This window comes from Streptomyces sp. NPDC056987, assembly GCF_042673865.1.
In the GTDB taxonomy this organism is placed as follows: Bacteria; Actinomycetota; Actinomycetes; order Streptomycetales; family Streptomycetaceae; genus Streptomyces.
In genome coordinates this window covers 48,278-63,573 of record NZ_JBHURV010000018.1, presented here as the reverse complement: position 1 = coordinate 63,573, position 15,296 = coordinate 48,278, and the positions used below count along the sequence as shown (strand labels likewise).

The window sequence follows — 15,296 nt, the reverse complement described above, 5'->3', positions numbered from 1 at the left end:
GTGTCAGCCGATGACGTTGTCGACGCCCTTCTTCACCGTCGACCACGCCTTCGCGGACGGGGTGCCCTTGCGTTCCACCTCGCTCAGCGCGTTGGTGATCTGCTGGGCGACATTGGCGTCGTGGACGCCGAGGACCTGTACGGGCGCGGCCTTGGCGGCGTCACCGAAGATCTGGCCGATCGGGGCGTCCGAGAAGTACGGGTCCTTCGCGTCGGCGACCTGTGCGATGGCGCCGGTGGACGACGGGAAGAGGCCCTGGTCACGGAAGAGCTTGGCCTGCTGCTCGGGCGCGGTGAGCCACTTGATCAGCTCGTACGCCTCCTTCTTGTGCTCGGCCGCGCGCGGTACGGAGAGGTACGAGCCGCCCCAGTTGCCGGCCCCGCCGGGCAGCTTGGCGATGTCCCACTTGCCCGAACCGCCGTCCCCCGCCTGGCCCTTGATGTAGCTGAGCATCCACGCCGGGCACGGAATGGTGGCGAACGAGCCCGCCGCGAACGCCTGGTTCCACTGCGGTGACCACTGGTCGAGCTTGGCGCTCAGCCCGGCGCCCGCGGCCTCGACCGAGGTGTCCCACGCGGTCTTCACCGCCGGGTTCTGCTCGTAGACCAGCTTGCCGGAGGCGTCGTAGTACCGCTCCTTCTCCTGGCCGATCATGATCGAGTAGAGGCTGCCCACACTGTCCAGCCAGGCGCTCTTCGCGGGCGCCTTGGCCATGTACTGCTTGCCCAGGTCGAGGTACCCCTCCCAGGTGGACCACTTCTGCGCCAGCTCGGCGCGGTCGGTCGGCAGCCCCGCCTTCTTGAACAGATCCGTGCGGTAGCACATCGCCTCGGGCCCGACATCGGTGCCGAGCCCCAGGATCCGGCCGTCCTGGGTCGTCGCCGCCGACCACTTGGCCTCGGCGAACTGGTCCTTGAGCGTGTCCGCGCCGTACTGCTTCAAGTCTTCGAACTTGTCGGACTGCTGCTGGGTGACCGAGGCGATCCGCCCGACCTCCACGCCCTGCACGTCGGCGAGACCGCCCCCGCCGGCCAGCCGGGTCTGGAGCGACTTCCAGTAGTCGGGCTCCTCCTGGGTGTCGCTCTGCTTGATCGTGATGTCCGGGTGGAGCTTCTGGTACTCCGCGTAGAGCCCGGCCTCCTGGTAGCCGAACGATCCGAAGAGGTCGACGGTCAGCGTGACCTTGCCTCCCGCGCTGTCGGAGGTTCCCCCTGAGGAACCGGACCCGCAGGCGACGAGCAGTGCCCCGGAGAGCACGACCGCACCGAGACGGACCGCGGCCCTGCTGGCGGCTCGGGCGATGGGCATGAGAAGCCTCCCTTGGCTTCGGAGTACACACGAGAGCCGATTGAGAGCGCTCTCAGAATCTGGGGTGGAGCGTGCCCCGGAGCGCCCCACCCCGTCAAGACTCGAACGCATAACAGATGCCCTTGAGCGGTAACTCGCCTCCGTGTCCGACGTATTGACACTTCTGTTTCAGGAGTTTTACGTTGCCTGGGATCTGAGAGCGCTCTCTCGGCCGCCCCGGCGGCCACCGTGGGTGCTCCCGGCAGCCCGGCCGCCCCGGCGGCCACCCCCTACCGCGTGTCTCCCCGCGCGATCCCCACAGCCCCCACAGACCCCCACAACTCCCCCGCGAGGTGCCGTACATGCCCGTCTCCTCCCGTGCCAGACCAGCCGCCGCGCTGGTCCTGGTCAGCACCCTGGCCGCGCTCGGCCTCGGTCCCGCCGCCTCCCCGGCCGTGGCCGCCAACATCCCGGTCGGAGCGGGAAGTTACTCGGACACCCGGCCACCCGGCACGTCCGGCCCCACCACCAACACCGGCACCCCCGTCACCCCGAAGGTGACCGAGGCCGCCCGGAACGAGCCGGTGCCCACCAACGACTGGTGGTCCTCCCTGGCGTTCCAGCGGTACGGCGACAACCCGTACTCCACGCCGATGTACGGCCACCCCCTCACCTACCAGGCGACCTCGGGCGGACTGGAGGTCGGCTACCCGACCACCCCGGCGATCGTCGGCGAGGGCCGCCAGTACGAGTACGCCCACAAGGCCGATCTCACCCTGGGCCTGACCGGGCTCAACTCGCCCGACACCAAGGCCGACTCCTGGTCCGACTGGACGGTCACGCCCTACTGGTCCGACGGCGCCCGCACCCTGCGGACCACCATCGGCCACGGGCTGCCCTTCGTCTACGCCAAGGGCTCCGGCGGCGACGCGCGGATCACCACCGCCGGCGCGCCCACCGTCTTCGCCGACGACGGCAACGTCCTCGGCATCACCGTCGCGGGCCACCACTACGCCCTGTTCGCGCCCACCGGCAGCGACTGGTCGGTGTCCGGCTCCACGGTCACCGCGGGGCTCGGCGCCAAGGACTACTTCTCCGTCGCCGTCCTGCCCTCCACCGACGCGCTCGCGACGTACCGGAAGTACGCGTACAGCTTCGTCACCGGCTCCGAGGTGAGCTGGAGCACCGACGCCGGTACGGTCAGGGCGACCTACCGGCTCACCACCCAGCCACAGGAGGGCACCGAGACCGGCACCCTCCAGGCCCTCTACCGGCACCAGTGGCTGCACACCACCGACGCGCTCACCCCGTACACCTACGTCTCACCGCGCGGCACGATGAAGGTCCGCGAGGCCACCTCCTTCACCACGAGCCAGCAGGGATCCGGGGTGCTGCCCGCGCTGCCCGCGGCCGGCGGTGTGGACCGGGCGCGGCTCAAGGGGTATCTGGACGAGGCGGCGAACGCCGCCGATCCGTTCTCCGGCGCGACCGACACGTACTGGACCGGCAAGGCGCTGGGCCGCCTCGCCCAACTGGTCCCCGTGGCCGACCAGATCGGCGAGGGCGCGACGCGGGACAAGCTGCTCGGACTGCTCAAGGGCAGGCTGGAGGAGTGGTTCACGGCGGGCGGCGCGAGCGAGTTCAGCTACGACAAGCAGTGGAAGACACTCATCGGCTACCCGGCCTCCTACGGCAGTGACACCGAACTGAACGACCACCACTTCCACTACAGCTACTACGTCTACGCCGCGGCGATCGTCGCCCAGTACGACCAGGCGTGGGCCGCCGACTCCAACTGGGGCTCGATGGTGAAGACGCTGGTGCGCGACGCGGCCAACCCCAGCCGCACCGACGCCGACTTCCCCTTCCTGCGCGGCTTCGACGTGTACGCGGGCCACAGCTGGGCCTCCGGACACCAGGGTTTCGCCGCGGGCAACAACCAGGAATCGTCCTCGGAGTCCACCAACCTCAGCGCCGCACTGGTGCTGTGGGGCTCCGCCACCGGCGACACCCGACTGCGCGACCTGGGAGGCTATCTGCTGGCCACCGAGTCCGAGGCGATCGCCCAGTACTGGTTCGACGCCGACCAGGAGGTCTTCCCGTCCTCGTACGGCCATGACACCGTCGGCATGGTCTGGGGGAGCGGTGCCGCGTACTCCACCTGGTGGACCGCCAACCCCGAGGAGATCCACGGCATCAACGTCCTCCCCGTCACCGGTGGTTCGCTCCACCTGGCCCGCGAGAAGGACGCCATCAGGCGCAATCTCGCCGAGATGGAGCGGGAGAACGGCGGCCCCGCCGTCGAATGGCGGGACATCCTCTGGGAGTTCGAGGCGCTCGCCGACCCGGCGGCAGCCAAGGCCAAGTGGGACGCGGGCGGCGCGGCCTACACACCGGAGGCCGGCGAGTCCAGGGCCCACACCTACCACTGGATCGCCACACTGGACGCGCTGGGCGCCCCCGACGTGACGGTGACCGGCTCCCTGCCCACCTCAGCCGTCTTCAGCAGGAACGGGGTACGGGTCTACGCGGCGCACAACTTCGGCGCCACCGCCACCACCGTCACCTTCTCGGACGGTACGACACTCGACGTACCGGCCCGGTCCACCGCGACGAGATAGACGAGACAGCGGACCTTCCGGACCGGGATCCACCGGACCGGGATCCACCGGTGCGGGATCCAACGGTGCGGCGGGGCACGGCTCAGGCCGAGTCCCGCCGCACCAGTGTGGTCGGTGTGATCACCGAGGCGGGCGCGGTGGAGCCCTCCCTGTCCCGGTCGAGCCCGCGCAGCAGCAGCCGTGCCATCAGCCGCCCCTGCCCGTCGATGTCCTGCTGCACGGTCGTCAGCGCCGGGTCCGTGGTCCCCACCACCGCGTCCATGTCGTCGAAACCCACCACCGCCACATCGCCGGGCACCGAACGGCCCCGCTCCTTCAGCACCCTGAGCGCGCCCGCCGCCATCAGGTCGTTCGCGGCGAACACCGCGTCCAGGTCGGGGCGGCGGTCCAGCAGCTCCGCCATCGCCCGCGCCCCGCTCTCCTCGGTGAACGCGCCCTCCGCGAGCAGCGCCGGATCCTCGTCCATCAGCACGTCCCGGTAGCCGTCGAGCCGGTCCATGGCCGAGGTCTGGTCGAGCGGCCCCGCGATGTGCGCGATCCGCCGCCGCCCCAGCTCCCGCAGATAGCGCACGGCCTCCCGGGCGCCGCCGCGGTTGTCGGCGTCCACGTACGGCACAGCCTGCTGGTCCGCGGCCGACGTCCAGCCCGGCCGGCCCCCGTACACCGTCGGGATCCCGGCCCGCCGGGTGATCGCCGGTATCGGGTCGTCGGTGTGCAGGGAGAAGGCGAGCGCGCCGTCGACATGGCCGCCCGCCAGATAGCGCGCGATCCGGTCGTAGTCGCCGGGCCCCTCCAGCAGAAGGAGCACCAACTGGGTGTCGTGCGCGGTCAGCTCCTTGCTGATCCCGCGGATCTGCTGGGAGAAGAACGGATCGGAGAAGATCCGGATCTCCGGCTCCGCGATGATCACCGCGACCGCGCCGGTGCGCCGGGTGACCAGGGAACGGGCCGCGTGGTTCGGGACGTACCCCAGCTCGTCGACGGCCCGCCGCACCTTGTCGACCAGCGGCCTGCGTACCCCCGCGCCGCCGTTGACGACCCGGGAGGCCGTGGCCCGGGAGACACCGGCGCGCGCCGCGACGGCTTCCAGAGTGGGGCGTGCCCCAGGGGGCGGCTCGGACACGACGTGCGCTCCTCGTCGGTGGCTACGGCGGACCGCGCGGCAGCGGCGCCCGCGCGGGGGCGCGGCGCGGCGGCCGGACGGACCACCAGACTAGCCGCTGACCATGGCCGCTGAGAGCGCTCCCATGCGCCCGCGGCCCCTGACGTTCCCCCGACCTTCCTCGGCATTCCCCCCGGTCCCGCCTCCGGTGTCCTCCTGATGTCTCCCCGATCCCAGGACTGCCCTCTTTTGAACGGGAGTTGACCGGGGTAGCTTCCGCCCCATGGAGATCCGGTCGCGGGGTGCCCGCAGGTCGTACGGACGAAGGTCGCGCCGCGTGCTCGCCGCGGCGGCCTCCGTCGCGCTGTTCGGGGTCCTGCTCACCCCGTCCCTGGCCCAGGGCGCCGGGCCGGGCACCCCGCCCGGCGTGAGCGCCGAGCGGGTCGAGGAGAGCCGGCCGGTCTACTCGTACGAGGACGCGGTCAGGGAGTCCGTCTGGGTCGACACCGGCCTCGACGCCGACGAGAACGGCGAGGCCGACCGCGTCGCCGTCGACATCGTCCGCCCCCGTGAGCCGGCCCTCCAGGGCCGCAAGATCCCCGTGATCATGGACGCGAGCCCCTACTACTCCTGCTGCGGACGGGGCAACGAGAGCCAGCGCAAGACCTACGACGCGAACGGAGACCCGGCCGGCTTCCCCTTGCATTACGACAACTACTTCGTCCCGCGGGGCTACGCCTTCGTCGCCGTCGACCTGGCCGGCACCAACCGCTCCGACGGCTGTGTGGACACCGGCGGGCGCTCCGACGTCCAGTCCGCCAAGGCCGTCGTCGACTGGCTGAACGGCCGTGCCCGCGCCTACGGCAGCCGCACCGGCACCGACCCCGTCCGGGCGGGGTGGACCACCGGCGCCACCGGCATGATCGGCAAGAGCTACGACGGCACCATCGCCAACGCCGTGGCCGCCACCGGCGTCGAGGGACTCAGGACGATCGTCCCGATCGCCGCCATCTCCTCCTGGTACGACTACTACTTCGCGCAGGGCGCGCCCCTCAACGGTTCGAGCCCGGCCTGGCTCTCGGACTACGTGGAGAGCCCCGAGGCCCGCGCCCGCTGCCAGGCGGTCCAGCAGCGGCTGGTCGACGGCGCCCCGCGCAGCGGCGACCGGACCCCGCTGTGGACCGAGCGCGACTACGTGCGGAACGCGGCCAAGGTGAAGGCCAGTGTCTTCGCCGTCCACGGCATGCAGGACCTCAACGTCCGTACGAAGCACCTCGGCCAGTGGTGGGACGCGCTCGCCGTCGCCGGTGTGGAGCGCAAGATCTGGCTCTCCCAGACCGGCCACGTCGACCCGTTCGACTTCCGCCGCGCCACCTGGGTCACCACCCTGCACCGCTGGTTCGACCACTACCTCCTCGGTTACGAGAACGGCATCGACCGCGAGCCCATGGCGGACATCGAACGCGCCCCTGACCGGTGGACCACCGACCGGGTCTGGCCCCCGCGTACCACCGCCGCCACGACCCTGCGCCCGGCGAGCGGCGCACTGCCCGGCGTCGGCACGCTCGGCCGTACGCCCGCCGCGCCCGGCTCCACCGAGACCTTCACCGACGACCGGAGCCTCGGCGAGTACGACTGGGCCGCCGACATCGACCGGTCCACCCCCGCCAAGACCGGCTTCGTCACCCGGGCCCTCGGCCAGGACCTGCGGCTGTCCGGCTCCTCCCGGGTGACCGTCACGGCCACCCCGTCCACCCCGACCGCCCATCTCTCCGCGGTCCTGGTCGATCTCGGCCCCGACACCATCCGGGACTACGGCGCCTCCGGCGAGGGCATCACCACCCTCACCGAACGCACCTGCTGGGGCCCGAGCACCACGGCCGACAGCTCCTGCTACCGGGAGACCGCGGCCCGTACCGCGGACGTGGAGTACAACATCGTCAGCCGCGGCTGGGCCGATCTGGGCACCTACGCGTCGCCGGACCAGGGCCGTCCGCTCACCCCCGGCACGCCGTACACGATCACCCTCGAACTCGCCGCGACCGACCATGTCGTCCCCGCCGGGCACCGGCTCGCGCTGATCGTCGCCGGTACGGACCAGGGGCTCATCGAACCGCCGTCCACCACCCCCACGCTCGCCCTCGACCTGGCCCGCACGGCCGCGCACGTCCCGTTCGTCGGCGGCGCCCAGGCGTTCGCCCGCGCCACCACCGGTGCCGTGCCCCCGCACGCCGCGCCCGGCAAGCCCCTCACCGCCGGCGTGACCGAGCCCCGCCCGACCCCGCCGATCCCGGGAGACCGCATCCGATGAGGACGACGACGGAAATGAAGCCGGCCCTGAAGGCCGGAGTGCGCGCCCTGGCCTTGGCCGCGTGCTCGGTGGCCCTTGTCCTGCCGACCGCCATGGTTCCCGCGCACGCCGCGCCCCCGGCCGCCGGACCGGCCCCGGGCACGGCCTCGTCGGTCGCGTCCGACGCGCCCCGTACGGGCTTCGAGACCAGCGACGGCGCCGACTGGACGAGTCAGCCGCAGGAGCAGGAGTTCCTCTCCGCCGTCGTCCGGGGCGGCGACCGCGCCTCCCTCCGCACCATCGGCACCACCCGGCAGGGCCGCCCGCTCCAGCTCGTCGAACTCGGCGCCCGGCGCGCCCCCGTCACCGTCCTGCTGGTGTGCAGCCAGCACGGCAACGAACCGTCGGGGCGCGAGGCGTGCCTCTCCACCGTCCGTGACCTCGCCTACGCGGAAGACCGCGCGACGCGGCGCTTCCTGGACCGTACGAGCGTCCTGGTCGTGCCCACCGCCAACCCGGACGGCCGCGCCGCCGACACCCGCGGCAACTCCGACGGCGTCGACATCAACCGCGACCACATCGAACTCACCACCGCCGAGGCCCGCGCCATGGCCGCCGTCATCCGCGACCGGGGCCCGGACATCATCTACGACCTCCACGAGTACGGCGCCACCCCGCCCTACTACGACAAGGACCTCTTCGATCTCTGGCCCCGCAACCTCAACACCGCCCCCGGCGTGCACGACGCGTCGCGGAGCCTGTCCGAGCGGTACGTACGCCCCGCGGCCACGGCCGCGGGCCACTCCATCGGCACGTACGGCATCTGGACCGACCCGGTGACCGGCGATCCCATCCGGCAGACCGCGGGAGACGGCCAGGAACGCATCCTGCGCAACGCGGCGGGCGTCAAGCACTCCGTCGGCCTGCTCATCGAGAGCCGCGTCAACGCGCTGACCGACGCCGAGAAGGCCGACCCGTCCCTCAACCACCGGCGCCGGGTGACCAGCCAGCTCGACTCCCTGGGCGGCCTGTTCACCTTCACCGACGAGCGCCGGACCCGGATCGCGGTGGCCACCGCCGCCGCCCGGCTGGCCGGACTGAACGACCGGGGACCGGTCTATCTCGGCGGCGCCGACAACGACCCCGCGGCCCCCGACCGGATCATCCAGGACCCGCCCTGCGGCTACCGGCTCGACGCCGCGCAGTACGCGGAGGTCAAGGACGAACTCGCCCTGCACGGCGTGGTCTCCGTCCCGGTGGGGAAGGGCGCGTTCGTACCGCTGCGCCAGTCCCGACGGGCGCTGGCGGCGCTGCTCCTCGACGAGCGGGCCGACTACCACCTGACCGCGGCCACCCCCGCCGCCTGCTGACCCCGGGAGCCGGGAGCCGGGAGCTTCCGGAGCCGGGCGGCGGACCCGACGCACCCCCCCGGCCCGCCGCCCGGCCCGGCCGCCCCGGACCCCGGCCGCCCGGGGGTGTGCTCAGCCGACGGCCAGCCGCGCGGCCTCCTCGGCGCACCCCCAGGCCACGGTGACACCTGCGCCGCCGTGCCCGTAGTTGTGCACCAGCCGCCCACCGCCGGGCAGCGGTACGGCCTCCAGCCGCACCCGGGGGCGGGCCGGCCGCAGCCCCACCCGGTGCTCCAGCACCCGCGCGCCCGCCAGCGCGGGCACCACCCGCGCGCAGAGCGCCACGATCGCGTCCGCCTCCTCCTGGTCGGGGCCCAGATCCCAGGAGCCCTCGGTCGCCGTTCCGCCGAGCAGCACCCCGTACGGCTGCGGCATCACGTACGTCATCTCGTGCGCGCCGGGCAGCGCCCCCACGAACCACTCCTCGACGCCCGGGTTCTCCACGACCACCACCTGCCCGCGCACCGGATGGACCGACACGTCCGGCACCAGCTCCCGGGCGCCCAGCCCCGTGCAGTCCACCACGGCGGGCGCCACGGCGGCCGGCTCGCCGAAACCCGTGACGGAGCGCCGCTCGACCACGCCGCCCGCGGCCCGCAGCCGCGCCTTCAGATACCGCAGATAGACCGGCATGTCGATCAGCGGAACCTCGGCCCGCAGCCCCTGGCCGACCCCCTCGGGCAGTTCACCGGGGCGCGCCTCACGCAGCCCCCGCACCCGGGAGGCCCAGCTCCCCAGCCCCTCGATCCGGGTGTGCGCCATCAGACCGGGGACGATCCGTACCCCGGTCCGCTCCGCGTCCGCCGCGAGCCGTTCGTACCGCTCCAGCGACAGCTCCAGCCAGGGACCGACCTGCCGGGCCGGCTCGATGCGGTAAGGCCAGATGAGCGCCCCCGCCACCGCCGACGTGGTCCTGGCCACCGGATCGCGCGTCCACAGCCCCACCCGCCGTCCGCTCTCCGCCAGCACCACCGCCGTCGTCAGCCCGATGACCCCACCACCGACCACGATCACATCGCACGTTCCGCCGCTCATGCACCGACCCTATAAGTCCGGAGGAGCGCCCTCCGCCCCTCAATATCCGCTGGACGCCCCCGCGTTGCGGAGGAGACCCTGCTCTCCTGCCCTCACCCGCGGGACGGACCTCCCCCGACAACGGCCGCGGACGGATGTGGACGGCCCCGGACGCGCCGCTCCGGCGGGCCTGCCGCGACCGGCACTCCGCTACGATCGGACGCTCTGATGACTGCCACACTTGTAGCCAAGGACCTCGCCGCGGGACACGGCGACCGCTCGCTCTTCTCCGGACTCGACCTCGTCGTCGCGCCCGGCGACGTGATCGGGCTCGTGGGCGCCAACGGCGCGGGGAAGTCCACCCTGCTCCGGCTGCTCGCCGGACTCGACACACCCGAGGACGGGGCGCTGCGCCTCTCGCCGCCCACCGCCGCCGTCGGCCACCTCCCGCAGGAGCCGGAGCGCCGCGCCGGGGAGACCGTACGGGACTTCCTGGGCCGCAGGACCGGCGTCACCGCCGCGCAGACCGCCCTGGACGAGGCCACCCAGGCGCTCGTCGACGGTGCGCCGGGCGCCGACGACGCCTACGCCGCAGGTCTGGAGCGCTGGCTCGGCCTCGGCGGCGCCGACCTCGACGAGCGCGCCGAGGAGACCGCGGCCTCGCTCGGGCTGACCGTCGGACTCGACCAGCCCATGACCAGCCTCTCCGGCGGCCAGGCGGCGCGCGCGAGCCTCGCCTCCCTGCTGCTCTCCCGGTACGACGTCTTCCTGCTGGACGAACCGACCAACGACCTGGACCTCGACGGTCTCGAACGCCTGGAGAAGTTCGTCTCCGGACTGCGCGCCGGCACGGTCGTCGTCAGCCACGACCGCGAATTCCTCGTCCGTACGGTCACCAAGGTCCTCGAACTCGACCTGGCCCAGCAGAAGATCACTCTCTTCGGCGGCGGCTACGACGCGTATCTGGAGGAGCGCGAGCGGGCCCGGCGCCACGCCCGCGAGGAGTACGAGGAGTTCGCGGACAAGAAGGCGGCCCTGGAGACCCGGGCCCACACCCAGCGCTCCTGGATGGAGAAGGGCGTCAAGAACGCCCGGCGCAAGGCGACCGACAATGACAAGATCGGCCGCAACCTCCGTACGGAGTCCACCGAGAAGCAGGCCGCCAAGGCGCGCCAGACACAGCGGATGATCGAACGCCTCGACGTGGTCGAGGAGCCGCGCAAGGAGTGGGAACTGCGGATGGAGATCGCCTCCGCGGACCGCTCCGGCGCGGTCGTCGCGACCCTGAACGGCGCCGAAGTCACCCGTGGCGGCTTCCACTTCGGCCCCGTCACGCTCCAGATCGACCGCGCCGACCGCGTCGCCATCACCGGCGCCAACGGCAGCGGCAAGTCCACCCTGCTCGCCGCGCTCCTCGGCCGGCTCCCGCTGGACACGGGGCACGCCACCCTCGGCTCCGGTGTGCTCGTCGGCGAGGTCGACCAGGCCCGCGCCCTCTTCCACGGCCCGGGGACCCTGCTGGACGCCTTCCGCCCGGCCGTCCCCGATACCGAGCCCGCCGAGATCCGTACGCTCCTCGCCAAGTTCGGCCTCAAGTCGGACCATCTGCTCCGCCCCGCGACCACCCTCTCCCCGGGCGAACGCACCCGCGCGGCCCTCGCGCTCCTCCAGGGCCGGGGCGTGAACCTCCTCGTCCTGGACGAGCCGACGAACCACCTGGACCTGCCCGCGATCGAACAGCTGGAGTCGGCGCTCGACTCCTACGACGGCACCCTCCTGCTGGTGACGCACGACCGCAGAATGCTGAACGCGGTCCGCACGACCCGCCGTCTCGACGTGGCGGCGGGCCGCGTCACGGAAATCTGAGGTCTTTCGCCCCGGACCCGCCCGGCCGATCCGGGCGAGGGTCCCGGACCACAGGCCTCCGGGGCAGGGTGCCGGGAGCTCGCCCCGGCACCCCGTCTCATGTGTCAGCCCCGCCGGCCGCTCCCGCCGCCGCCCTTCGGGTCCGTCAGCCCGGCCCGCCGCAGGGCGTCGGCCATCGCGCTGTTCGCCGGCGGCGGTGACGAGGCCTGGCGCCCGCCACCGCTCCGCCCGCCGCCGCCCCGGCCACCGCGCTCACCCCGGCCGGCCCCCCGCTGCTGCGGCGGCCGGCCACCACCCCCCGACCGGTCCCGCTCCGGCTTCGCGGCGCCCGCCTCGTCGTCCAGGCGCAGCGTCAGGGAGATCCGCTTCCGCGGGATGTCGACGTCCATCACCTTGACCCGGACCACGTCGCCCGGCTTCACCACCTCACGCGGGTCCTTGACGAAGTTCCGCGACATCGCGGACACATGGACCAGCCCGTCCTGATGCACCCCGATGTCCACGAACGCGCCGAACGCCGCGACATTCGTCACCACACCCTCCAGCACCATGTCCGGCACCAGGTCGCCCAGCTTCTCGACGCCCTCCTTGAACGTGGCCGTGCGGAACGCCGGCCGCGGGTCCCGCCCCGGCTTCTCCAGCTCGCGCAGGATGTCCGTCACGGTCGGCAGCCCGAAGGAGTCGTTCACGAAGTCCGCGGGCCGCAGCGACCGCAGCGCCGCACCGTTCCCGATCAGGGAGGCGACCTCGCCGCCCGTCGCCTTCACCATGGACCGCACCACCGGGTACGCCTCGGGGTGGACGCTCGACGCGTCCAGCGGGTCGTCGCCGCCGAGGATACGGAGGAAGCCCGCGCACTGCTCGTACGCCTTCGGGCCGAGCCGGGCCACGTCCTTGAGCGCCCGCCGGGACCGGAAGGGCCCGTTCGCGTCGCGGTGCGCGACGATGTTCTCGGCGAGCCCGGCGCCGATGCCCGACACCCGGGAGAGCAGCGGCGCCGACGCGGTGTTGACGTCCACCCCCACCCCGTTCACACAGTCCTCCACCACCGCGTCGAGCGAGCGGGAGAGCTTCACCTCCGACAGGTCGTGCTGGTACTGGCCGACGCCGATCGACTTGGGGTCGATCTTCACCAGCTCCGCCAGCGGATCCTGGAGACGCCGCGCGATCGAGACCGCGCCGCGGATCGACACGTCGAGGTCCGGCAGCTCCTGCGAGGCGAACGCGGACGCGGAGTACACCGAGGCGCCCGCCTCCGAGACCATCACCTTCGTGAGCTTCAGCTCCGGGTGCGCGGCACACAGCTCGCCGGCCAGCTTGTCGGTCTCCCGGGACGCCGTGCCGTTGCCGATGGCGATCAGGTCGACCGAGTGGAGCTCGGCCAGCCGCGCCAGCTTCGCCAGGGACTCGTCCCACTTGTTCGCGGGAACGTGCGGGTAGATCGTGTCGGTGGCGACGACCTTGCCCGTCGCGTCGACCACGGCGACCTTCACGCCCGTACGGAACCCGGGGTCGAGCCCCAGAGTGGCGCGCGTCCCGGCCGGCGCGGCCAGCAGCAGGTCCCGGAGGTTCGCCGCGAAGACCCGCACCGACTCGTCCTCGGCCGCCGTCCGCAGCCGCAGCCGCAGATCGATGCCGAGATGCACCAGCACCCGGGTGCGCCAGGCCCACCGGACCGTGTCCCCGAGCCACTTGTCGCCGGGGCGGCCCCGGTCCGCGATGGAGAAGCGCCGCGCGATCATGTTCTCGTACAGGGTCGGGCCCGGCAGCTCCGAGGGCTCCTCGGGCTCCAGGACCAGATCGAGGACATCCTCCTTCTCGCCGCGGAGCATCGCGAGCACGCGGTGCGAGGGCAGCTGCGTGAAGGACTCGGCGAAGTCGAAGTAGTCCGCGAACTTGGCGCCCGCCTCCTCCTTGCCGTCCCGTACCCGCGCCGCGAGCCGGCCGCGGGTCCACATCCGCTCGCGCAGCTCCCCGATGAGATCCGCGTCCTCGGAGAACCGTTCCGTGAGGATGGCGCGCGCGCCCTCCAGCGCGGCGGCCGGGTCCGCGACACCCTTGTCCGCGTCGACGAACGCGGTGGCGGCGGCGAGCGGCTCCACCGACGGGTCGCTCAGCAGGCCCTCGGCCAGCGGTTCGAGACCGGCCTCGCGGGCGATCTGCGCCTTCGTCCGCCGCTTGGGCTTGAAGGGCAGATAGATGTCCTCCAGCCGTGCCTTGGTGTCCGCGGCCCTGATCCGCGCCTCCAGGGCGTCGTCCAGCTTGCCCTGCTCCCGAACGGACTCCAGGATCGTGGTCCGCCGCTCCTCCAGCTCCCGCAGGTAGCGCAGCCGCTCCTCCAGGGTGCGGAGCTGCGCGTCGTCGAGCGATTCGGTGGCCTCCTTGCGGTACCGCGCGATGAACGGCACCGTCGATCCGCCGTCGAGCAGCTCGACGGCTGCTTTCACCTGCCGCTCGCGTACGCCGATTTCCTCGGCGATCCTGCCTTCGATGGACGTCGTCACGATCACGCTCCGCTGTTCTGGGGTCCGGCGCCTGCATTGTGGCAGGTGGCACCGACATCGGCGGGCAGGACCGGGTGGCGAGTACGGCGGCGGGCGCGATATCGGACGGTACGGCCGTGGCAGGAAAAGCGGGGTATTCGTCATTGCGGACATCCGTCGCCGGGCGAAGGATGAGTGCCATGACAGAGCGATCGGTTCTGGTCGTCCTCTTCGACCAGGTGCAGAGCCTCGATGTGTCGGGCCCGGTGGAGGTGTTCGCCGCGGCGGCCGCCGCGGCCGGCGACCCCGCCGCGTACCGGATCCGTACGGCCTCACTCGACGGCGCGCCGGTCCGCACCTCCAGCGGGCTCACGCTCGTCCCGGACACCACGCTGGCCGCCGCGCCCGACCCGGACACCCTTCTCGTGCCGGGTGGACCGGGCACCCGGAGCCCCGATCCGGAGCTGGTCGACCGGCTGCGCGAGCGGGCGCCCGGCGCGCGGCGCCTGGTCTCGGTCTGCACCGGCGCCCTGCTGCTCGCCGCCGCCGGGCTCCTCGACGGGCGCCGCGCCACCACCCACTGGGGCGCCACCGAACTCCTCGCCAGGAACCACCCGCTCGTCCACGTCGACCCCGACCCGATCTACGTACGCGACGGTGAGATCTCCACCTCCGCCGGGGTCACCTCCGGTATCGATCTGGCCCTCGCCCTCGTGGAGGAGGACCTCGGCCGCGACGTGGCGCTCGCCGTCGCCCGCCGTCTCGTGGTCTTTCTGCGCCGCCCCGGCAACCAGGCGCAGTTCAGTGCCCAGCTCGCCGCCCAGACCGCGCGGAGCGAGCCCTTGCTGGAGGTGCAGAGCTGGATCAGCGAACACCCCGGTGACGATCTCTCCGTCGAGGCGCTGGCCGGACGGGCCCGCCTCTCGCCCCGCCACTTCGCGCGGGCCTTCCGCTCCGAGACCGGCACGACGCCGGGCCGCTACGTGGAGCGCGTACGGCTCGAACACGCCAGGCGGCTGCTGGAGGAGAGCGGCGACGGGGTCGAGGAGATCTCCCGCTCCTGCGGCTACGGCACCCCGGAGGCCATGCGCCGCGCCTTCGTGAAGACCCTGGGCACGGCCCCCGCCGAATACCGCCGCCGCTTCCGCGTGGCCCCCTTGCCCTGACCCCGTCCCGCCTCTGTCCGAAAACCGTCGCCATCCGTCGACCGGAAAGCCAGGCCCC

General features: G+C 72.7%; 9 protein-coding genes. 5 read left to right on the top strand and 4 right to left on the bottom strand.

Translation table 11 applies throughout. From position 1 onward, the window contains the following. Positions 1 to 3 precede the first annotated feature (3 nt). Positions 4 to 1,308, bottom strand: coding sequence for an ABC transporter substrate-binding protein (locus ACFTZC_RS21340; protein ID WP_382891962.1), 1,305 nt, complete (start codon positions 1,306 to 1,308; stop codon positions 4 to 6). A gap of 341 nt (positions 1,309 to 1,649) precedes the next feature. Here ACFTZC_RS21340 and ACFTZC_RS21335 point away from each other — a divergent pair, with 341 nt between their 5' ends. After that, positions 1,650 to 3,908, top strand: a complete 2,259-nt coding sequence (locus ACFTZC_RS21335) for a glycosyl hydrolase (RefSeq protein ID WP_382891961.1) — start codon at positions 1,650 to 1,652, stop codon at positions 3,906 to 3,908. Positions 3,909 to 3,990: 82 nt separating this feature from the next. Here the strand turns inward: ACFTZC_RS21335 and ACFTZC_RS21330 are convergent, their stop codons facing one another. After that, positions 3,991 to 5,031: a LacI family DNA-binding transcriptional regulator gene (locus tag ACFTZC_RS21330; protein WP_382891959.1), complete on the bottom strand. Its 1,041-nt coding sequence runs from the start codon at positions 5,029 to 5,031 to the stop codon at positions 3,991 to 3,993. A gap of 262 nt (positions 5,032 to 5,293) precedes the next feature. On the opposite strand from ACFTZC_RS21330, the gene ACFTZC_RS21325 reads away from it, so the two are divergent. Then, complete coding sequence (locus ACFTZC_RS21325; RefSeq protein ID WP_382891957.1) at positions 5,294 to 7,321, top strand: Xaa-Pro dipeptidyl-peptidase; 2,028 nt, start codon at positions 5,294 to 5,296, stop codon at positions 7,319 to 7,321. 14 nt (positions 7,322 to 7,335) lie between these two features. Continuing rightward, the gene (locus ACFTZC_RS21320; protein ID WP_382891955.1) at positions 7,336 to 8,670 is read left to right on the top strand and encodes a M14 family metallocarboxypeptidase; all 1,335 of its coding nucleotides are present in this window, start codon (positions 7,336 to 7,338) and stop codon (positions 8,668 to 8,670) included. Between the two features lie 111 nt (positions 8,671 to 8,781). On the opposite strand, the gene ACFTZC_RS21315 is transcribed toward ACFTZC_RS21320, so the two are convergent. After that, on the bottom strand, positions 8,782 to 9,744 hold the full coding sequence (locus ACFTZC_RS21315; RefSeq protein ID WP_382891953.1) for an FAD-dependent oxidoreductase: 963 nt from the start codon (positions 9,742 to 9,744) through the stop codon (positions 8,782 to 8,784). Between the two features lie 207 nt (positions 9,745 to 9,951). On the opposite strand from ACFTZC_RS21315, the gene ACFTZC_RS21310 reads away from it, so the two are divergent. Beyond that, complete coding sequence (locus tag ACFTZC_RS21310; RefSeq protein ID WP_382891951.1) at positions 9,952 to 11,589, top strand: ABC-F family ATP-binding cassette domain-containing protein; 1,638 nt, start codon at positions 9,952 to 9,954, stop codon at positions 11,587 to 11,589. 104 nt (positions 11,590 to 11,693) lie between these two features. Here ACFTZC_RS21310 and ACFTZC_RS21305 read toward each other — a convergent pair whose 3' ends face one another. After that, positions 11,694 to 14,093 (bottom strand): Tex family protein, encoded by a 2,400-nt coding sequence (locus tag ACFTZC_RS21305; RefSeq protein WP_382891949.1) that lies wholly within the window; start codon positions 14,091 to 14,093, stop codon positions 11,694 to 11,696. A gap of 179 nt (positions 14,094 to 14,272) precedes the next feature. On the opposite strand from ACFTZC_RS21305, the gene ACFTZC_RS21300 reads away from it, so the two are divergent. Beyond that, the gene (locus ACFTZC_RS21300; RefSeq protein ID WP_382891947.1) at positions 14,273 to 15,238 is read left to right on the top strand and encodes a GlxA family transcriptional regulator; all 966 of its coding nucleotides are present in this window, start codon (positions 14,273 to 14,275) and stop codon (positions 15,236 to 15,238) included. Positions 15,239 to 15,296: the final 58 nt, after the last annotated feature.